Source organism: Paraglaciecola sp. T6c, from assembly GCF_000014225.1.
Taxonomy (GTDB): domain Bacteria; phylum Pseudomonadota; class Gammaproteobacteria; order Enterobacterales; family Alteromonadaceae; genus Paraglaciecola; species Paraglaciecola atlantica_A.
On record NC_008228.1, the window covers coordinates 3,154,697 to 3,176,233 of the forward strand.

At 46.4% G+C, this 21,537-nt stretch carries 17 protein-coding genes and 1 pseudogene; 7 read left to right on the plus strand and 11 right to left on the minus strand.

The annotated features are described in order from the left end of the window. The first annotated feature begins 634 nt into the window (after positions 1-634). Positions 635-856 carry a hypothetical protein gene (locus PATL_RS13305; protein WP_011575375.1) on the plus strand — a complete coding sequence of 74 codons (222 nt, stop codon included), beginning with the start codon at positions 635-637 and terminating at the stop codon, positions 854-856. A gap of 75 nt (positions 857-931) precedes the next feature. On the opposite strand, the gene PATL_RS13310 is transcribed toward PATL_RS13305, so the two are convergent. From PATL_RS13310 to PATL_RS13320, 3 genes are all read right to left on the minus strand, one after another. Continuing rightward, entirely contained in the window at positions 932-2,140 is a 1,209-nt protein-coding gene (locus PATL_RS13310) for an IS4-like element ISPat1 family transposase (RefSeq protein ID WP_011575376.1), read from the minus strand. A 246-nt stretch (positions 2,141-2,386) separates the two neighbouring features. Further along, complete coding sequence (locus tag PATL_RS13315) at positions 2,387-6,700, minus strand: DEAD/DEAH box helicase (RefSeq protein ID WP_011575377.1); 4,314 nt, start codon at positions 6,698-6,700, stop codon at positions 2,387-2,389. A 277-nt stretch (positions 6,701-6,977) separates the two neighbouring features. Beyond that, a complete protein-coding gene (locus PATL_RS13320) occupies positions 6,978-7,751 on the minus strand; it encodes a DUF6515 family protein (RefSeq protein WP_011575378.1) in 774 nt (257 codons plus the stop codon). Between the two features lie 427 nt (positions 7,752-8,178). On the opposite strand from PATL_RS13320, the gene PATL_RS13325 reads away from it, so the two are divergent. The 3 genes from PATL_RS13325 to PATL_RS13335 are packed head-to-tail and all read left to right on the plus strand — an operon-like array spanning position 8,179 to position 11,520. Then, positions 8,179-8,643, plus strand: coding sequence for a (2Fe-2S)-binding protein (locus PATL_RS13325; protein ID WP_011575379.1), 465 nt, complete (start codon positions 8,179-8,181; stop codon positions 8,641-8,643). Then, positions 8,640-10,889 (plus strand): xanthine dehydrogenase family protein molybdopterin-binding subunit, encoded by a 2,250-nt coding sequence (locus PATL_RS13330; RefSeq protein ID WP_011575380.1) that lies wholly within the window; start codon positions 8,640-8,642, stop codon positions 10,887-10,889. The genes PATL_RS13325 and PATL_RS13330 overlap by 4 nt, the downstream gene beginning before the upstream one ends. Before the next feature lie 10 nt (positions 10,890-10,899). After that, positions 10,900-11,520 (plus strand): hypothetical protein, encoded by a 621-nt coding sequence (locus PATL_RS13335; protein ID WP_011575381.1) that lies wholly within the window; start codon positions 10,900-10,902, stop codon positions 11,518-11,520. Positions 11,521-11,609: 89 nt separating this feature from the next. Here the strand turns inward: PATL_RS13335 and PATL_RS13340 are convergent, their stop codons facing one another. The 7 genes from PATL_RS13340 to tatA form a co-directional block, all read right to left on the minus strand. Next, the gene (locus tag PATL_RS13340; RefSeq protein WP_011575382.1) at positions 11,610-13,730 is read right to left on the minus strand and encodes a TonB-dependent receptor; all 2,121 of its coding nucleotides are present in this window, start codon (positions 13,728-13,730) and stop codon (positions 11,610-11,612) included. 75 nt (positions 13,731-13,805) lie between these two features. Beyond that, complete coding sequence (locus tag PATL_RS13345; protein WP_011575383.1) at positions 13,806-14,117, minus strand: hypothetical protein; 312 nt, start codon at positions 14,115-14,117, stop codon at positions 13,806-13,808. A 404-nt stretch (positions 14,118-14,521) separates the two neighbouring features. Further along, on the minus strand, positions 14,522-15,082 hold the full coding sequence (locus tag PATL_RS13350; RefSeq protein ID WP_011575384.1) for a hypothetical protein: 561 nt from the start codon (positions 15,080-15,082) through the stop codon (positions 14,522-14,524). A 137-nt stretch (positions 15,083-15,219) separates the two neighbouring features. Then, a complete protein-coding gene (locus tag PATL_RS13355; protein ID WP_011575385.1) occupies positions 15,220-16,674 on the minus strand; it encodes a PhoX family protein in 1,455 nt (484 codons plus the stop codon). 183 nt (positions 16,675-16,857) lie between these two features. Then, entirely contained in the window at positions 16,858-17,649 is a 792-nt protein-coding gene (gene tatC / locus PATL_RS13360) for a twin-arginine translocase subunit TatC (protein WP_011575386.1), read from the minus strand. Further along, positions 17,646-18,074, minus strand: a complete 429-nt coding sequence (locus tag PATL_RS13365) for a Sec-independent protein translocase subunit TatA/TatB (RefSeq protein WP_011575387.1) — start codon at positions 18,072-18,074, stop codon at positions 17,646-17,648. Before PATL_RS13365 ends, tatC begins: the two co-directional genes overlap by 4 nt. Before the next feature lie 53 nt (positions 18,075-18,127). Next, positions 18,128-18,334 (minus strand): twin-arginine translocase TatA/TatE family subunit, encoded by a 207-nt coding sequence (tatA, locus tag PATL_RS13370; protein ID WP_041713846.1) that lies wholly within the window; start codon positions 18,332-18,334, stop codon positions 18,128-18,130. A 259-nt stretch (positions 18,335-18,593) separates the two neighbouring features. On the opposite strand from tatA, the gene PATL_RS13375 reads away from it, so the two are divergent. After that, complete coding sequence (locus PATL_RS13375) at positions 18,594-19,139, plus strand: hypothetical protein (RefSeq protein ID WP_011575389.1); 546 nt, start codon at positions 18,594-18,596, stop codon at positions 19,137-19,139. 62 nt (positions 19,140-19,201) lie between these two features. Beyond that, a complete protein-coding gene (locus PATL_RS13380; protein ID WP_011575390.1) occupies positions 19,202-19,543 on the plus strand; it encodes a 5-carboxymethyl-2-hydroxymuconate Delta-isomerase in 342 nt (113 codons plus the stop codon). Positions 19,544-19,705: 162 nt separating this feature from the next. On the opposite strand, the pseudogene PATL_RS22700 reads toward PATL_RS13380, so the two are convergent. Continuing rightward, positions 19,706-19,816, minus strand: a pseudogene (locus tag PATL_RS22700) (glycine/betaine ABC transporter); the annotation flags it as partial. Between the two features lie 326 nt (positions 19,817-20,142). Between PATL_RS22700 and PATL_RS13385 the strand changes: the two are divergent. Then, positions 20,143-21,390, plus strand: a complete 1,248-nt coding sequence (locus PATL_RS13385; RefSeq protein ID WP_011575391.1) for a patatin-like phospholipase family protein — start codon at positions 20,143-20,145, stop codon at positions 21,388-21,390. Positions 21,391-21,537 lie beyond the last annotated feature (147 nt).

The window sequence follows — 21,537 nt, forward strand, 5'->3', positions numbered from 1 at the left end:
TACCATTACATTGAGCAAATATTCGATATTGATGGGCATCAATAATGGGATGTTTGTTGAGCAAAAAGTTAAAAACACACACTCATGACAGCCCATCGTTAGCAAGATTCGCTAGGGCAGATGAGGCGCTTGTGCCCGTTAGGAAGTGAGAGGTGAGAGGTGAGACGTAAGAGGTAAGAGGTGAAAAGTGAAAAGTAACAACTGAAAATCTCCACTGTCGACCAAACAATGTAAATTGCGGCATACCACTAATTAACCCACATGGAATTGCGGAAAACCCTTATATAGCGAACGATCTTTTGTCGCTAACATAAAGGTCTATTGATACCGCTACTTCGATTGCTAGCATGGTTAATAGATATCCTCGACATATAGGTACCGACCTCTTTTGGGCCCATCAGTATCACTGCTAGATGGGCTCCTTTTTACGTGTCATCTTGCCGAATTTTCACGCAATATTAAGCGCTAATTTTCAGCAAAGCCAAACAGCGTAACTTTAATTAGTGGGTTGAATAATAGGCCATGACCCCAAACATCTACTGTATACAGGGTTTCCACTTGCGCTATCTATATGTGCTTTGTGAGCAGACTGTATACATTAGCAATGTAAATCACACCATACAGAGGAAGCTTTATGACTGACTACAACGATCAAAGTAACTTACAACAACGACCTGAATTGGCGACTCAAGCTATTAAAACAGCGATCGCTAACGGCGACGAAGTACGACTTAAAGCATTACTGACCAACGAGCTATTTGATGAGTTGGAGAAAAAGCATTTTATTGAATTGGCAAAAGAGAACGGAAACACCAATATTGTAAAATTACTCGAAGGAACGCCAGCAACCCCATAGTCTGAAAGCTAACGGCCTCTACGTTAAGCGCTGACAGTTGTCGTGTGACGTTACGCTTGGCGCTGGGGGATCCCCTCATAGAATTGGTCTCCCTTCTTTGTGAACCCAGGTAATATATTGGGCGATAGCCCATGTCATTTGAGCTGAGTTCATCCTGTAATCTTTTGCCCTTTTCCTGACTTCTCTGCCTAGCCTAATGATAGATAACACGCGCCGATGACGGATGGTGTTAGCTTGAAATGCTCTTTCCCAATTTTGTTTTTGAGCAATGATACCGAGTAACCGTAATAGCCATTCTGCGAGCATCGCTATCAGCAGTAATATGTCGAATCGTTTGGTACAGCGACTGTTGCTGTGGCGCAGTCCCATTCCGTATTGAGGGCTTTTAATATCGCGGAAGGTTTCTTCTATTTGCATCCGTCTTGCGTAAAGGGAAACCAGCTGTTTTGAGTTAAGTTTATCGTTCTCGGGAAGGTTAGTGGCGAGTAGCCAAGGCTCTTTGCTACCGGCACGATAGCTTTGCTGGGCGGTGTGGTTTCGACCTGCCTTTGAAGAACGGTTGTCCTTTCGATGTTTGGCCTTTGCTTTGTACAAATGCAGGTGTGCATGAAGCGGGCTTTTACGCCCTAATTGCCCACACCCAAGGTATTTGGCCCGAGAATTTGCACTGGGATAAAACGACTTATTACTTTGCCATGATGCTTGCCCATCACGCTTAAATCCCACATCACCGCGCACTCGGCCTAGCCAGAACCATCCATGCTTTTCGACTTCACGAAACCAAGGGTTACGATAGCCTGCATCGGTCACAATCAACGGGCAACAACCCGACGGCAGGATACTCGCCAACTCCCGTAAAAACGGATTATGACTAACAGGTGAATTGTATTCACCGAATGAAAATACGCGCTCATAAAGCGTGACAGAGCGCCCCTGAACACTGACCGATGCACGTAAGGTTAAATGCCTGAGCTGCTCACGCACATCAGACCAATCCACAAGAACAACCGGCATGGGGTTAGCACCGCAAAGCAAGCGAGCGTGCCAACGGTAGATGTCGAGCCGTTCATTATGTAGGTTGTTATTACCAAGCAGCCTGTCGATGCGTTTAATGTTGTGTTTCGGGGCCACGGAGCCTGAGATATTGCGTCCTAATTCGGTCAACGACAGTTGCTGACCATCTAGCAAAGATTGTGTGGCAACCATCAAAGAGGAAAGGCGTTTTGCATGTAGATTAGGACATTGTTTTTTAAGCAAATCGTGTAAGATATGAATATCACGCATGGTGTTGTTATCTAGTTGGTTTTTGGCGAAATTTATTAGATCAAATGGCGCTATGCGTGTCTATATTATTGTTTCTGCTCATAATTATGAGGGGATTCGTTAGCGCTTGGCGTTAAGTTTGTTTATAGATTGCTGCGACATCCGTGCATCTTCAATTCTGCGCCCTGCACCGGCACAGTGACTCCAACGATATGCCAGCCAGGCCTCATCTGAGCGGGTGTCGGTTATCAGTGTCTTCCACCTGACTTAAAAGGTTTCTTTGAGCAGGTTTAACATGTCATCCACCGACAGCTTAGTCGCGGCTTCATTTCCTTCTAATAAGGTATCCGCTAAGTCGCGTTTATGCTGATGCAGGGAGACGATTTTCTCCTCTATGGTGTTCCGAGTAACTAAGCGGTAGATAGTGACTGGGCGCAGTTGCCCTATTCGATGAGCACGGTCCGAAGCTTGTTCTTCTACTGCTGGGTTCCACCATGGGTCCATGTGTATAACGTAATCCGCAGCGGTTAAGTTTAAGCCTGAGCCACCCGCTTTTAAGCTAATCAAGAAGATATCCCCCTCCCCGCGCTGAAAAGCATTAACGCTAGCTTGTCGCTGCTTTTGCGGTGTCGAGCCATCTAAGTATTGGTAACTAAATCCTTTGGCTTCAATGTGCTGCTTGATCAATTGTAAATGCCCAACAAACTGGCTAAAAATAAGCGCTTTATGATTATTCAGCTTGAGCTCTTCTAATAACTCATCAAGAGCTGCGAGTTTGGCACTGGGTATTGTCGTTTCCGCCATGACCAATTTGGGGTTGCAGCAGGCCTGGCGTAATTTTACGAGCTCTGCGAGCATTCTAATGCGCTGCTCACCTGCGTTAGCTTGTTGACCGCTTTGACTAATATTGTCGATGGCATTGAGTCTAAGCGCTTCATAAAAATCGCGCTCCTGAGCGCTCATTTCAACACGAATATTAATCTCAGTGCGCGATGGCAACTCCGTTAACACTTGGTTCTTCATGCGCCGTAATATAAACGGCTGTATCAGTACTTTAAGGGCTTGACTGGCCTTACGCGCTGCCAAAGGGTCTTCATGGGCATTTTCGATCGGCACTGAAAAGCGCTGACCAAAGCGCTTAATGTTACCAAGCAAGCCTGGGTTGATAAAACGAAATAGGCTCCACAGTTCGGTCAAGTTGTTTTCAATCGGCGTGCCTGTTGTGATCATCTTAAAATCACTTTTCAGTGCACAAGCCGCTTTTGTGCGCTTAGCCAGCGGGTTTTTCAAGGCTTGGGCTTCATCTGCCACTATGCTGTGCCAATGCACACCTTTGAGTATTTCGCTTTCTCTTTGCAGTAATCCATAACTGATGATCACGCAGTCGAACGGACCTAAATCGTTCAACAGCATTTCGCGTTGTAGCGTGTTAGTCGAGTCAGCGAATAACTTTATATTCAAGGTTGGGGCAAATTTAAGCGCCTCTTGTTGCCAGTTAAAACACACAGATGTGGGGGCAATCACCAAGCTTGGCCCATCACTGGCTCGGGACAATAAAATGGCCAAAGCTTGTAAGGTTTTCCCTAGACCCATGTCATCAGCTAAGCATGCCCCTGCCCCCCAATGAGCAAGGCGTGACGCCCAATCAAAGCCAACCAGTTGATAATCACGTAATTGCGCTTGAAAGGTCGAGGGGATCAGCGGCGAAATCTCGCTCGCTTGGTGCATTTTTTCGGTTTGCTGCTCCCACGCATGAATGGTTTTCATGCGCATACCTGTGGTGGCTTCTTCCATTTGCAAACTGGCTAATGGGTGAAATTTTCCGTCATCAGTAACTTGATTCATTAACTCAAGTTTATGCCGCAAATCGTCAGACAAGGCGAGTATTTGTTCCTCACCAAGCTCGATAAATCGCCCATGGCTGGTTTTAACCAGTTCAAGCAGCTTTCTTAATTCAATGACCTGTTCATTGTCTATTTGTACGTCACCGGTAATATCAAACCATTCGTTCTTTTGACTGACCGCCAGCTGCAGTTGCTCACTGTCTAGGGTTTTCGACAAGGTCACTTTTTTACCTTTCGGCCAGCGCAGCACTAAATCAAAGGTGTCTCGCTTGTGGGCTATTTCCAACTGTTCAAGTGCACTCAGGGCCGCTTGCAAATCATCTAACAGAAGAACGTTGTCCGGCATATCCAAAAACACTGGGCAGGCTTGGTCTAGCTCATCGAGTAAGGTTTCTTCTCGCTGCAAATCACGTTGTGTCGCCATGCGTTTGCCGTCTAAATCAGTGGTCAAACTGGCATTGCCCACACCAGGTTTAAACGCCGGTCCATTCTCTCCAAATGGCATTACGACGCAGGTAAAGGTCAAGCCGTTTTGATTTGGCTGAATATTGACCACCAAATTAGGATCGCACTCAAAGGCTTCTAATCCGGTGTCCAGCTCAGCAATATCAGATTGAATATTCAAAAAAGGAGCAATCGCAGAAATCCCTTCAAGGACTTTTTGTTTGGCGCTAATGGGTATAAGCAAACCGGATTCGCCAATGATGTCGGCCACTTTTAGATGCGATGTTGAGAACACGGTCAGCTGATATTGATTATCCGAAACCGCCTTTAGATTGTAGGCGGGCTGATCGTCGTCTTCGCGAATGTCATCGGGTAAATCAGCAATGCTCAAACAGAGTTGTTCGCCTAACGCGCTAACCAATAATTCTGGTTCGCGTTGGGTGATGTCAATCTTTTGGTTTACATCGTCCGCTTTGTATAAGTTGTCTATGCCAACGGCGGCTTGCAGCGCAGGTAACCCTTGCAGCATATAGTCAACTTTTGAGTAGTAGCCCCAACTTTGATATGCATCAATGGCATGGCAAAGCTTTTTGTCACTTTCGGTTAAATAGTCAAATTTATGGGGTTCTTCTTTGAGGCGTTTTAGCGAGACTACTCGCCCTTTGCTCCAGCCTGACTTATTCAACTTCTGCTCTCGCGCCGTTAAACTGTGGGCATAGGTCTGTTCAAATTCCCAAATTAAGCGCACAGGCTTGATGACCACCTCTTTAGCGGGTGTGTCATTTTTAGGTGCATTTGGGTTAAGGGCAATCAGTTTATCAAGGGCTAAATCCCACTGTGATTTAGTCACGATCAAACGGGTAAAATCCACTAGATTTCCTGCTAGTTCTGCCGAGGGTGCGAGCGTCGAAGATGGCGCGGTCTCAGCTTTCTCGTGATTGAAGCTGGTGGCAAATTGCGCGCATATTTGCGCGAAAAGCGGGTAATCAAGTTGCATAAAATGCCCTCGATATTTCAACGCTAACGTTGCCAATGCTGGATCTTGGCTTTGATTACACCAAACCTGCCCTAAGAAATAATTGAAGTAACACAGCTGATGGGCGAAGAAGTCTAATTCATCGTCAATGCTGTTGTAACCAATATTGATATCGTATTTTAGCCCCGCAGAAAGGCACATAATGGGCTTAACAACGCCTTGGCCTATATAATAAAAGTCGCTGTTAACTTTACGATCGCTTTCTTCATATTCCACTTGTTGCAGTGCACTGCTAAACGCACTCACATCATCTTGATTCGCCTTTACCATTAACGCCAATTTATAGAAGTAACCTGGCAGCTCATTCAAGTATTGTTTTTTGCGCTTCGTTAACTTGTTTTTTGCCAGCATGGCTTGTTCGAAATAACCAATAGCAAGCTCATTCTGCCCTGTTAAAAAACAATAAGTGCCTCGCAGCTGCAACCCATAGCTGCTTTTGTCTTGTGGATTTTGAATACGTAAAAAGTCATCAAAGCGCAGCTGATATAAATACTGCTCCGCCAATAGATGATGACAGTCGCTATTGTAACTCGGCTCTGTGGTATCTGGTGCAGCTGCGCAAACTTGCTCTAATAATTGAATGGGGTACGCACAGCTTTGCCCTTCTATTTGGAACGTTCTAAGAAGCGTCGCGAATGCTTGGTATTGAACAGCGCTGGAAAGCTGTAAAAAAGACTTTAAATCAAAGGGTAAGAAAAGAACCTCGAGCAATACCTTGTTCTTTGTGTGCTCAATAATTTGGGGGTTCTTATGAAAATCTAACGCGGCTTCAAAGTCACCCATTTGATGCAAATAATACAAATCTCGGATCACCCTAGCCCTATCAGCTTCTTTGTTCTGCCAACTATAACTGTTTATGACTGGCACCACTTGCTCGCCAGTCATGATGATTTCGAGTAATCTTTGCCCTGGTTCAAGGTCTGCGGCGACAGGCAATTGGTCGATTTTTTTCACTAAAAAATTGCCTAACAGTGGATTAAGTTGCAAGCCTTCTCGGTTGTTTATTAACAACGATTCAGAGGTGAGTTGTTCTTTTTTCTCAGAGGTAAGTGCGTATTGTTTTTTGGGTAACGCCAGTAAGCCTCGACCAATGAGTAAATCAATGACCAAGGCTAATTTCAGCGCCCCAATGGGCTTATGAATGACGGATAAAATGAATAGCGTCGCTTGCTCAGCTTCACTCAGCGTTAAAAATTTCTGATATAACGCTTCGATTTGATGATGTGATTGGGGATGAATTAAAGCAGCAAGCTTCATAGTCAATTGATTCTTAATAACGATTCTTTTTCAGTGGCGTGAAGTTATCAAAATCATTGCCGCTAAACAATTGCCACAAGTCAGCTTCAAGTTTCCCAGCCGATCCAATGCTGCGTTGTTTAGCCTAGATTGGCTATCGCTACTCGCGCTAGCCAAACCCATAACGCTTGCTATTTTGATTGCCAAAGCTAATCAACAGTTACCGAAATTTTAAGCCGTGCGTTTTTCTTTGCTCATACATCAAACATTCAAAAGTACGCCCAAGCCCAGCGAACGTTTAATCGAGTCTAACGGCTAAATAGTGAACACCTGCGTTTGATGATTGTGGCAAAAAGTAAATGTCGTAATATTTAAAATACTGCTGGCCATCTTTGCTAACCGGCTCGGCACCTTTTGGTAGCGAGTCATACGCCTTACCCAATTCATATCCTGTGTTATTAGCGGTCGATTGCTGATATTCCAGCGAATTTGCCACAACTGAGTTATCTTCAGTGACGTATTCGTCCCCCAAGTAAGCAGGCTCGTCAATCACTCGGTAAGCGCCATTATCAAACACATAATAAATGCCTTGAGCAAAATAGTAAGCACTGCCCCTCACAACAATACGCTCGTACCCTGCAGGCAGATGATTGACCCTGAGTCCAACGGGCGGACGCACCACCTTATAACCTTGCTTGACATGGCGATAATATAGGCCATCGTGAAAAACAAACGACACACCACCAAAGCGCAAAGCAATACTGTTTACTGGAGCTTTACGCACTAACGCGCCGGTTTTATACACCACCCGTGTTTTTACTATTGGCTTGTGCACCGACGGTGCATGTACAACGTTCTTCTGTATAACCGTTTTATACTCGGGGGAGTGGTGAACGACACTCTTTTTCACCAGCACTTTTTTATCAACGACGTTTTTATTAACGACTTTTTTGTCAGTGGCCTTCTTCACGACCACATCGCCATTATGTCGCTCATTCTTATACTGTGCCTGACTTAGAGGAGACACAGCACTTAAGCTAATAACCAAGGGTAACAACCATTTTATATTCATAGTGATTCCTTAATAACGATTTTCGTTACGGGTGATATTAGGCCGCAAAACTGAATATAAACTGACTGCAATGCCCTATGCCCGCTACTTTACGCAAACTTTGTAGTTCTTAACGTTTCTTAACTTTCCCGCCCTTTTTTATTTAACGTTAATAAGGGTAGCCCTTCACAACAGCAACTTTTTACAACGGCGAAAATATTCAACGTGGGCAAGGTGAATGTGATGTGCGTGCACTTCTTCTTAAAATATAAAGTCACGCTTTTTTTAAATACAGGCCAGAACGTTACTCGCGTATGCATTACCGCTTTTACGGAATGCACATTGGGTTTTCGTCACCGCGCAATTAGCATCAATCACAAGATATGATTACTTTTTTGCAACAAGTTAATTTACTCTACAAATAAATGGCTATAAATAAGGTGCTCACATGCAGTTAAACGTAAACGGTACATCCCACGAAGTGGACGTGGATGATGAAATGCCCCTGCTGTGGGTGTTACGTGATGAACTGAATATCACAGGCCCCAAGTTTGGCTGCGGTATTGCGATGTGCGGTGCCTGCACTGTGCATATTAACGGCCAACCCGCGCGCTCATGCTCTATGCCCGTAGGTCAAGTATCTGGCCTTGTGACCACCATTGAAGGCTTAGGGACGCCGGACGCTATGCATGAAGTACAAGCAGCGTGGGTTGAACACCAAGTCGCCCAATGCGGATATTGCCAACCCGGGCAAATTATGTCGGCGGCGGCGTTATTGCAAATGAACCTAAATCCTGATGATGAAGCCATTGATCGCGCCATGTCAGCCAATTTATGTCGTTGTGGCACCTACCCGAGAATTCGCGCTGCGGTGAAAACCGCCGCACAAAATATTCGGGAGAAAAACGCATGAGCACACTCGGTAAAATTACCCGTCGCAGCTTTGTGATTGGCTCTGCCGCCATTGCGGGGGGCGTGCTTTTTGGCGTGTACAAATATAAACAGCCTTACCCTAACCCGCTTAAAAAAGGACTTGCCCCAGGCAATACCGCCCTGACACCTTATGTACTCATTAATGCAATCGGCGTCACCATTATTGTTCCACGAGCTGAAATGGGCCAAGGGGTCAAAACCACCCTTGCGGCATTAGTCGCAGAAGAGTTGGATATAAACGTAGAAAACATCACCATTGAACACGGTGTTCCGTCACATGCCTATTACAACGCAGCAGTATTAGAGGAAGGCGTGCCTATTCCCCCTCAAGATAACAGCGCCATGGCAAAAATGGCCCGAAACTTTATGCATGTACCGGCGAAGTTTTTTGGAGTGCAAGCCACGGGTGGCTCATCATCTACCGTAGATGCGTTCGAAAAAATGCGTATGGCCGGTGCGACCGCCAGAGAAGCCCTGCTATTAGCCGCCAGTGCCAAGTTAAATGTGCCGAAAAACACCTTAAGCACAGACAACGGCGAAGTGATTACACAAGACGGTAAGCGCCTTGCCTACACCGAATTAGCCAGCTTAGCTGCGAGCGTAGAATTACCTGATGACGTAAAGCTAAAACCACAGAGCCAGTGGAAGCAAATAGGCAAGTCCATTCCCAGAGTGGATATGGTCGAAAAGTGCACCGGTACTGCCACCTTTGGTATCGACGTGCTGCAAGATGAAATGCTCTACGCTACCGTTAAAGTTAACCCTAATTTGGGTGCGAAATGCAATTCGTATACGGCGAATAATGCCGCGAGCATGAAAGGGGTTAAGGCAATTTTACCCCTTGCAGATGTGGGCGTTGCGGTGGTTGCTACCAATACTTGGTATGCGTTTAAAGCCGCAGAAAAAATCGATTTTGACTGGGCGAAAACGGACTATGGGCAAACCACAGAGGACTTATTCGCCTCTGCTATCGCCGCCTTCACCGAAGAGCATCACGACAGCGAAACGCGCAATGATGGCGATGTTGAAGCTGCTATTGGCCAAGCGGGAGACGCCACCGTGCATCGTGAGTACCGCGCGCCATTGTTAGCCCACGCCACCATGGAGCCCATGAATGCCACGGCATTGATGAAAAATGGCGAGCTAGATGTATGGGTCGGTACTCAAATGGCCACATATGCGCTGTCCGAAGCCTCACGGGTGTCGGGCATAGACCCAGAAAACATTCGTATTCACACCACGTATTTAGGCGGCGGCTTTGGCCGGCGGCTCGAAATGGACTTTATTATTTACGCGGTCATGGTCGCCAAACAGCTTGAAGGCACCCCAGTGAAAGTCACTTGGACCCGAGAAGAAGACATGACCCACGACAGTTACCGACCTTTCGCTGTAGCGCGCTTTGAAGGCATTACCAAAGGCAAAAGTGTCAGTGCTTTAGATGTAAAAATATCCTCTCCTTCGGTGATGGAGTCACAAATGGGTCGCCTTGGCGTGTCGATACCCGGGCCAGATAGCACTATAGTGCAGGCCCTATGGGATCAAGCCTACATGATAGAGAACTACCGCGTGACGGGTTATCGCGTCCCTATGGGTATACCTGTCAGCTCTTGGCGCTCTGTGGGTGCTTCACAAAACGGCTTTTTTAATGAATCAATGATGGACGAGCTAGCCATTGAAGCGAATGCGGATCCTATTGAGATGCGCTTGGGTCTTATCACCCATCAACCGACCCGAGATGTGCTTGAAACCGTCGCCAAAATGGCAAATTGGGGACGTGACCTTCCAGAAAACCATGGCTTAGGCGTGGCACTTGTGACCTCGTTTGGGGTGCCCGTGGCTGAAATTATAGAAGTGGTCAATACACCAAGGGGGATCAAAATACTCAATGTGTACGTGGCCGCCGATGTGGGCATTGCCATTGATCCAGTGAATATCGAGGCACAATTAATCTCAGCGGTTAATTTTGGTTTAGCTGGGGCCATGATGGGTGAAATTACCTTATTAGACGGTAAAGTACAGCAGACTAACTTTCACAATTATGATGCTATTCGCATGCATCAAGCGCCCGCTATACATAGTAAAATACTCGAAAATGGTGAGCGTATTCGCGGCATCGGTGAACCAGGCACCCCACCAGCAGCACCCGCTCTTGCTAATGCCATTTATGCGGCAACGGGTCTTCGCCTACGCGAAATGCCATTTAATAAGCAAATACAGTTTGTTTAGGAGCACCATCATGCAAATGAAATCAATCATGCTAAAAACTATTGCTCTTATTCTTTTGCCTATGCTGTCGTTTGTTTTTAACGCCTCAGCTCAAGTTAACAGCCTTGAGCGGGAAAACAGCCCTGAGCCATTAAAGGCCCAAGAGGCCAGCCAAGCCTGGAATAAGATCTACGAAGTATTCTCACATCCGCGCTGCGCCAATTGTCACGTACCAGATGACAACCTACCCCGCTGGTCTGGTCCAAATTACGGCAAAACTAGCGTGCATGGCATGCATATCTCTGGTGGGCAGAGCCGCATCGGCGTTGAGACCGTGATGTGTAGCACCTGTCATGCGCACACAAATTCAGATGAGCCACATGGCCCGCCGGGCGCCCCCGTATGGATGCTTGCTCCAGTAGAAATGCTCTGGTGGCAGCAAAGCTCAAAACAAATTTGCGAGCAAATTAAAGATCCCGCTCGTAATGGGGGGCGCACCCTAGAAGAAGTCGCCCATCATATTGAAGAAGACGAACTAGTCCATTGGGGCTGGAACCCAGGTATTGGCCGAGAGCCCGCACCCTATTCGGCCCGAGAAACGGCAGCCTTTGTGAACGTATGGGCAGACGCTGGCGCCCCCTGCCCCGAATAACATAGATTTTTCAAAGGTAAAAAACGGGTACCCAGCATAATATTGCCTTGATACCCGTTTACCCGTTGCTGAGCCTTAATTTGTCTCAGTTAAAACCGAGCGCGCACACCCAGGCTAACTGAACGACCAGGCAGAGGTATTTCATCTTTTACGTAAGATGAGTGCACTCGTCCCTCTTCATTAGTTAAATTGCTGCCTTTTAAGTAGAACGTCATATCAAGATCATCAAGCGCTAGATAGTAATTCGCTGCAGCTGACCACATGGTATAGCCGTCTGTGTCCGTTTCATACGCAGCAATTTTATCTTGTTTACTGTTGCGCACCACTTCGACTTCGCCGTGCCAATTGCCTTGCTCATAATGCAGCGAGCTACCGACCCGCAGCGGTGGAATTCGCGGCACGTTGCCCCCTTCATCCAACTCTGCACGGGTATAATCACTGAAGACTTCCCAGCGCAGCGATTCAGTCATGTGCACATCAACTTGGGCTTCAAAGCCATACAATTTGGCGTCTTCTTGCTCAAAGTTGATAACAGATAATCCATCGGTTTCTTCTTCATATTCGCCGTTTAATGCCACATTTGCAGCATAATTTTCTGCGGTGATTAGTTCACCACCGGCATACACTAAGCCAGTACTTTGCTCGAATATATAATCGCCTACTTGGTTGTAAAATACGCTTGCGGTGGCGTTCCATGTGTCGTTTTGGTAACGGTACGTCACATCTATATTGTTAGATTCTTCTTTGTTTAGACTGCTAGGTGCCTGATTAACACTGTAAACACCGTTTTGCTCATCGATGTTAAAACCGCCCCCAATTTCATAGGTTTGCGAGCCCACATGAGGGCCGTATGAAAACATTTCAGAGGCTGAAGGCGCCCGCTGGGAATAGGCATAATTGAACGCTAAAGAGTGATGCTCATTTAGGCTCCACACCACACCGGCTGAGCCTGAGAACGAAGTGTAATCTTTATCGTTAAAACCGATGCTGTTATTTGTGTCTAGCTGATCATAGAAACTGTTATCAACCTCATGGGTCAGGGTTTCAACTCTTGCGCCTAGTTGCCAGAGCAACGGCCCTGAGTCGTGCTCTTCCATAACAAATGCGGCGATTGAATTGGTCTTGGTGGGGGGCGAAAAGGCTTCCTCACCCAGCGCTGAGGCATCACTGTAGTTATAATGAGCGCCCATAACCCCCTTCCAGCCAGCCACTTCTTGATGATCCGCCCATAAGCGCGATTCCACCGATTTGTTTTTAAAGGTGGTGCCTACTTCTTCACCTTCAAATTCCGTGTGCTGGTAATCAGTGAAGCCATTTTGAAAATGTACCGCCTCAAAGAAACCATCGAGGTTTTTCCAATCAACAACAGCCTGGTAGCGGTCCTGTTTCAATTTAATGTAAACGTCTTCTTCTACGGGCAAGCCGTATTCTGAATCCATGCGACCGTAAGACAATGCAACGCGCGTATCATCGGTGATCCAACCACCCCCTAGGTTAAAACCGTGAGCACTGACGGAGGAATTATCTAATTCGCCGCTACCACCTTCATCATCCACATTGCCAGGCACAGGAATTTTATAATCGTCGGTGTCGCGATTGTAGCCGTCAACATGAAACACAAAATCCCCAGTTCCCATGTTCAAATCAGTAGATACCGTTTTCGCATCTGCAACATTGTCGTATTGGGCGAATACCTCACCGGTTAGTCCTTCTTGGCGCTGGGCTGGCAAGCGGTTATCTACCACGTTAACCACACCACCAATGGCACCACTGCCGTAAAGTAAGGTTGCAGGCCCCCTTAGTACTTCAATTTGGCTGGCCGTTGAGGTTTCAGTGGCAACTTGGTGATCAGGCCCTACTCGAGAGGCGTCGGATGCGTCCAAACCATTTTGCACTACCTTAATACGAGGGCCATCTAGGCCACGAATAATTGGGCTACTTGCCACCGGTCCGTAGTACGAACTATGCACACCCGGCACATTACTTAAGGTGTCCCCCAAGGTAGCAGCCTGATTTTGGTCTAATTCCTCGCCACTTAAAATAGACACTGGCGTACTGGATTGCAGTACCGTCTTGCTGATGGGTGATGCAGTGATAAGTAGCGTTTCTAAGTCCGCTTCATCTTTGTGTAAGTTCTTTTCTTGGGCGTGCGCCATTGACGTTAACGCAGCTAATACCGCGATTAACACAGTTGAGTGTTTCGTTTTCATTGATTTTCTCTTCAGAGCATGAGTACACACCGGTTTTCGAAATGAAAATCGGCCAATTAAGTTGATATGAGTAAGCTAATAATCTGAGGGGGGATCGCGATTACCAGCCGTTTTACTAAACGGCAGAATAACTTGCGCGATAATTAACTTAGTCGTATCTCCTGCAAGAGAAACGTCAAATAACGGGGGTGAAAAAAACGCTAACGGACAGTCGTAATCATCAAATGCCACACAAACCGAACAGTGATTGGCAGCCTTCGCTAAATCAGAGGTCTCGTGCCATTCAAAGACGATATTCGAGGCAAACGAAAACAACAACAAAAACACGACGCTATATTTCAGCATCATGGGCTTGATTAGGGTTCGAGGAGATGAATAACGCGACATATGTTATAACGTATCATTTATCATTTTAGGGGTCGAGCGAACATCCACTTAATACGTGCTTTGTTACAAAGTCTGCTCGTTACTTGCGGAAATATTAGCCACCTAACGCATAACGGCTAGATTTTATCGGTCTTGGGGTGTTTACGAAGCATTCACCGAAACGATGGACGATTAGACAATGAGAACGGCGGTCTCTTGTGCAAAAGCAGCACACCAAGCAATAGTCTATGAGCACAGCGCCTCTGTTGAAACACTGACGCGGTCTTTTGCAGAACGGGCGTAATCTTAGCTAAGTTAGCTTCGTAACTCTGTTGTGAACTGAGTCGCTGCCCAATACAGGGCACCTTTTACTGGTGCCCTACACATCGTCTCATTTGAACTTACTTAGCGGCAATAGCGGCAATTTATGAACGTTTACGGCTAGCTGCAACGCCCGCAAAGCCAAGCATTAACACAAGTAAGCTACTTGGCGCAGAGACAGGCACTTCATCCAGCGTTACGCTTAGGTTGTAAGCATAATTTGTGAAGGTATCAAAGAACCCTTCGTTTCCGCCAACCGCTAAGGTGTATGAGCCAGCGGTTAAAGCGATATCGGTTAAGCTACCCCCTAGACCCGGCACAAAAGGGTTATTACCCGCGATGAAATGTAAGTCACCAAATAGGTCAGTAAAATCGCCACCGTTTGAAAAAGGGATGGCAAAATCATTGACTACACTGCCTTGATAAACACTCAGACCTAAGTTGATTAACGCTGAGCTTGTTATTGATAGGAGTGAATCTTTGCTGACGTCAAAGGTCACAAAATCTAGCGCATCCCCGAACGTATCTTCATTAAGCCAGCCACTGTCACCAATCAGTGAATCCGACACGTTCCCATCGTTTGGTAGAGCAATAATGGATGCCGAAGCCAGTGTGCTTGTGCATAAAGCCACTGTCATCAGAAGTAGAGTAAAATAGCGTTTCATAGTGTAATTCCTTAAATAGACCCTGCATCTGGCACAAATGAATAGATACGCATTCGTGCCAACGGCGCTGATGATGACCACCAACGCCTACAGATAAAAAGCATTGAAATTGAGAATTGGCGTAAGTCAGCCAGCCCCTAAAGTGCGCCGTTTTCCCAAGGGCCCGTAATAGCAAACGTGACGCCTGGCGACTGCACATTGGCAAACAACCAGCGGCCATGGAAACACGCCCCTGCCCATTCGCGGCTGGTGAAGCTGCGACGAGCGCTCCCGTCAACTGACTCCCCCACCGAGTCCCAAAAATTAGCTTGAGTGCCAGGATAAATGCTGTCGATAGAGGCTAAGTCACCTTCGTCTAACGCAATGTTATTCTCAGCAAATGGAAAGATGTCGCCCGATTTAGTTAACCCCACAAGGCGCTTAGGATTAGAGCCGCCGTCTTCACATAACAGCATGTTGCCACGTGGGCTGATAGCGATGTTATCTGGACCATCAACTTGGGTGAGCGCGTCTTGAGATTCAAACAATATGGTGACTGTCTCCTTGCGCGGGTCATAGCAGAACACCTGACCAAGATTAGCTGCGCCACCGGAGGTAGAAACGAAATAAATTTTACCGTCGTCGTACCAGCAACCTTCTCCGCGCTCTATGATGGCAGCGTTAAATGCTTGGTCGAAACAACGTTCACTCATGGCATCTGGATCTGGCACTTCTTGCCACGTCACGTCCCACACCGTGCCTTCGACTAAACCACCGCGTAAGTCAACCCGTGGTTGATCGTTTACAACCATCGCATACAGTTTACCGCCTGATTTTAAATCTCCCCACTGACCCGCTGGTTCAAACTTATAAAAAGCAGACGAACCTGCATCTTCCGTTTCATAAACAAAACCTGTGGCTGGGTCAACCGCTGCTGCCTCATGAGAAAAACGCCCCATTTCACGAATAGGTTGTCCATCTGAGATACCAAACCCTGGTACTTCAAAAACGTAACCATGGTTAACGCCCTGAGGACCTGCGTTCCAGGCGTGAAAAGTCTCTTCGCATGACATCCACGTGCCCCAAGGTGTAACACCACCAGCACAATTGCGTATCGTTCCACCTAGGCTGTTATAAGAAGATAAAAACTCGCCCTTTAGTACATCAAACATGATGGTTGAGGTACCGCCATTTTGTGCTTCATTATAGACACCGCGATTCCCTCTGGGAGATGATGGAAAGCCTTCTCCTTCGGAGCATTCGTGGTTCCGTACCAGTGCGATAACGTTACCTTTTACAGCAGCTACGCCCATTCCGTCATGATCCGTTGGTGTGGGTAATCGATCGGCTTGAACTTGACCTGTCCATCCGTATGAGGTGTATTCAAACCCTTCTGGCAGTGATAACAACATTAGGCCTGTCGCTTTATCAGCAGTAGGAAACAACGGGCCGTAAGCGCTGCTAAACGGCAAAGATGCCGCTTGTGATTTACTGGATAACGCCATAAATGCCGTACTGGCCGCAGCCACTGAGCCGCCTTTTAATACTTGCCTACGGCTAAATGCCGGTTCGATTTTCTCTTCGCTTACTGGTCCTAAATCTTGGTCTAACATGGTATCTCCTAAGGATTAATTTTTATTTATTCAAAGGTTCAACAGCGCGTTGACGACAACCCCGCAAGCACTAAATTAGCGATATTAGATTACAATTTGTTAGCGTTTTTCTTACGATTTAAGGATGCTTTTATGGCGTATTTATGTCGAATTTGTGGCGTAAAAATGACACACACCCAGTCGTTAAATCGACGGGCCCATTTGTTTTTGCTGTAAGTGTTTTTTGTCTGACTCACTGCGCTTTATCAATACAATTGACAGCTCGTATAACAGTAAAATTGGCACTCCTAATACAATTTGAGAAATCAAATCTGGTGGAGTAATCAAAGCGGCGATAAAGAAAACTAATACTATGGCATGTTTGCGATACGTTTTAAGCATGTCGGCGTCCACCACCCCCGCTTTGGCGAGCACCAACAACAACACAGGCAATTCGAAACATAAGCCAAAGGCGAGGATCAATCGGATCACTAGGGCTAAGTACTCGCTCATTTTTGCTTCCAGCTCGACGCTGATCCCATCCTCTTGGCCTAGTGATTCAAAACTAATAAAAAACTCCCACGCTAATGGCATGACCAAATAAAAAGCCAGTGCCGCGCCGCCTATAAATAGAATGGGCGTGGCAATAAAAAGCGGTGAAAGGGCTTTTTGCTCCTGTTGATACATACCGGGGGCAATAAACTTCCAAACTTGAATTAGGGTGATGGGCAAGGTGCAAAACGTTGCGCTAAAAAATGCCAGTTTAAGGTATGTAAAAAACGCTTCGTGCAAGCCGGTGTAAATCATTCGCCGACCGCTGTCGGGGCCAAAGATCTGCAGTAAAGGTTGTTGTAGAAATTGGTATATTTGCTCAGCAAAAAAATACGATACACCAAACATCAGAGCAAAAAATCCAAAGCAGTACAGTAAGCGACGTCTAAGTTCGATAAGGTGTGTTAGCAGCGGGGCTTTATTGGCATCCATTGCACTACTCATGCTTGTTCCTTTTTGTTTTGCGTGGCAGATTTTATAGTTTGCACCTTCGCCGCACTAATAATATCTGTTCCTCCAAGCTCGCTGTCTTGCTGCTGTTTGGCTTGCGCTGCTACTTTGGCAGCGTGATGAGCTTGCCGCCTTAAACGGTGATCCTCAGCAGACATAGAGCCCGGGGTGAAATCATCTGGCAGGTGCTGAATTTCTTCAGGAAGGTACTCTTTCCAATGATCGCTCTGCTGCCCTTGGCTGATATTGATTTCGTTTTCCAACTGCTTAACGCTGCCCTTAACATCGTTGAGCATACGTTTAGATTTATTCATCACGTGACTCATCATGCTAAACAGCTTGGGCAAGTCCTTTGGGCCGATAACAATCAACGCCAAAGCAGCAACAAAGCTCAGCTCTAACCAACTTAGATCGAACATTTTTCGCTCCGATAAACAAGGTAGACAGTACTTTCAACGTAAAAGGCAGTGCTTCACAAAGTAGGAGACTTTTTCTCTAGGGTTTCGCCTGACGTTTTTTCAACGCCCTGCTCGTCCTGACTTTCGTCTTCGCTTATTCCACGTTTGAAACTCTTGATCCCTTGGGCTAAGTCGCCCATTAAAGCTGGAATACGGCCCCGCCCAAATAGCAAAATAAACAACAAGGCCACCAATACCAACTGCCAAACACTTAAGCTCATGCTTGTATTCCTTAAAATAAGTTTAACGTTACAGGCTAAAAAGAATGGCGCCGAAATATGACCTAGGGGTGACAAAAATATGAACTTAACATGTCTATCGAGTGGAAGCGGCTTTGGATCAGCTATCTGTTAAATACCGATTTAACATAGGTTTACTTTTTCTTAAATGTTCCGCAAACCATCTGTGATACGATCGGTGCATCTAGAGCAGTGCGCCTCATCTTTGTTTTTTATCGGCGCTATTTAATAAGGTATGTACATGAAAGTTATCATCGCCCTCGTTGTTTTAGTCGCGGTAGGGGCAACCCTATGGCTTTCCAATCAAGGGCAAATTGAAAACCCAGTTCCTCAAACTCAGGAATTGCCGGTTATCTCGCGCCAGCAAATTTTAACCGCTACTGATTTAGTTAATGGGGTCAAGAATGCCCTGCAAGAACAGGACGAAGAGGCGATTTCCCAGTGGTTAGACAGAGCCCTAGCGGTAGCAAAAGAAGCGGATATGTCACAAGAAGACATTAACTATATTGCCTCTGATATGGCCAAAGACTTCGTTATTTTTCAAGCCCAGCGCAGTATGTTTAATGATGCCGTAGAGCAAGCTTATTATGAGTTATCTACCATCGATGCGATTAAAGCCGCTTACCCTCAGGCCCAGGATTTATTCCCCAGCGCCGATAAATTAATCATTGAAAGAGATAAACTCATCGAAAAAATCGCCACAGAATTAGCTGGCGGAGATACCCCAAGCGACGCTGAAGTGCGAACCGCTCGTCAGCAATGGCTAATGCGTTACGCCCATCAATAACTGCGGCCGACTCACTTTGAACATAGCCTAGCCCGTTTCAACCATTTAAGAGGTTTTCGACAATGCCAAATTTTGTTATCGAATACAGTGCGCCGTTAGAACAACAAATTAATGAAGACACGCTGATGGACAGCGTCTTTGAAGGGGCTAAAAATAGCGGTCACTTTCCGCCAGAGGCGATAAAACTCAGAATAGAAAAACGCAGTGGCTTTCGTTTACACGACAAGCAAAAGGACTTTTTACATATTTCGGCGCATATTCTAAGCGGAAGAAACGACGAGCAAAAGAGTGAAATCTCTAACGCTGTGTTAGCTGAACTTAAAAAGCTAACCTTGAACAGTGTATTTGTATCGGTAGAAGTAGTTGATATACACAGGGCCAGTTTCGTAGATTTTGCGTTCTGAGAATAAGTGTAATTACGCCCCTTTAAACGAGCGCTTGGTACAGTTTTTGGTCTCATCCTAGCGAATCATGCCCTCCTCGCCTTGATTAAAAATAGCCGCTATTAGTTAAATTTAGCGGCTATTTTGTATAGCCCAAGTTACTACCAGGTGATTGGACGTAGCTTAATTCAAGTAGCTATTGTCCTTTAACCAAGCATTAGCAACGCGGTCTATGTCCTCCCCTTCTCTGCTGACCTGATAATCAAGCTGGGCAACGTTGTCATTTGAGATCCGTAACCCATCTAAACGCCCATTGCTCGCCTAAACGCCCTTAGCTCGCCGTTTACGCGACTGCATAAAAACCAAATGTCACGCCATTCTTAAACAATTGGTCAGTAAAGGGTTGGTATCTCCTGGCGTATTCGATTAAGGCACACTTGGTTTAATTTTCATTGAGTGTTTTACGTCACTTAGTTCTACTCGAACACGAGCTGATTGCCCGTTCTAGTTTATGAATCAGAGCGATTGATTCTTTCAATTATCGCAACACCACGACCATGTTTAGAATTGCGTTATCAAATTTCTAGCGCAACTATCACAAAAAAACATAAGAGGTCACCATGAAATCCCTAGCTTCAACCAACGCCATTAACCTAAACAAGTCTGCGCAGCCTAAGCTCGCGCTGATTGCTGAAGGTGGCGGGCAGCGAGGGATATTCACCGCAGGTGTACTCGATGCATGGTTAGAAGAAGGCTACGACCCTTTTGATATGTTTTTTGGCACTTCGGCTGGCTCGCAAAACTTGACCAGCTACTTGGCCCGGCAAAAAGGCTATGCCAAACGATTGATTCGGGGGTTATCACGGCACAAACGCTTTTTTCATTTAGGCAGAGGTTTAGTGGGTAAACACATAGTGGATTTGGACTGGTATTTTGACAAAACCACCGAGGCCAATCGCGCCATTGATTTCACCACAGCAAAACGCAGCTTGGGCGATCGTGAGTTATACATTACCGCGACCAATGCTCGGGATCGTAACCCGTACTTCTTAAGCCCAACAGGCGAAAGCCAGCAATGGCGCGAGTTGCTAAAAGCCTCTAGCGCGTTACCGTTTTTGTACAAGCGTGGGGTGAAACTCACGCCTTGGCTAGGTGCTACTGCAGCGAATGAGTCAGACGTGACAGCAGCCAAAGAGCCAGGCGCAGTCGAGGCGCAAGCAGACTTTTATCTAGATGGCGGTTTAGCGGCGCCATTACCCGTGATAGAAGCCTACAACCGAGGTGCGCGTAAAATCGTGGTTATCCGCACGGCCGACGCGCAGTTTCAAGCACAATCAGCCTGGGTACACAAATTGAGAACCTTGGTCTGTGCGTCAGGCTATTGCCCAAAAACCATTGATTATTTGGTGCAGCACGAACAAGCTTATCAGCAAGAATTAGCGTTTATTGCCAACCCACCAGCTGACGTGGAAATCGTGCAAATTTTTGCCGGTGAAAGGCTTCACAGTAAATTGCTTGGCAGTACAGATACGGATCTTAAGCACGATCATAAAATCGGTGTCGCCGCAGGCAAAGCCTTCTTGCAAGGGCAATATGCTTTTGAAAGTGCTGAACTAGAAAGAGCTCAGCCAGAAAGTGCGGAGCTAAATCGCGTCGACCAAGCAGCTCTTTATGACAAGCTTGGTAATGTCGCGTTCGAGGCTCGTCACCAAGAGCGCTCACCTGAAAAGAGCGAACTTAGAAACAAAGCACTTGAAGCGCGAGTAATTGAAGAGGTAGCAGATAAAGACGCTGAATACGATGCACTGACGCTTGACGCATTCGTCGCGAGCCAACAAGCGACCATGCCCCAACGCTTATCGGCCTAATCATCGCTCATATCTGAGAAGCCAACGGGTAAGGTCATTCAACGCGTCAACGAATGATCTTGCAGGTTTTATAGATTCAAAGACAAACCTGTAATCTGTAGTGGCTCATATCTGATCTGACAGTTTTGGTGAATAGGTTTGGAGTTC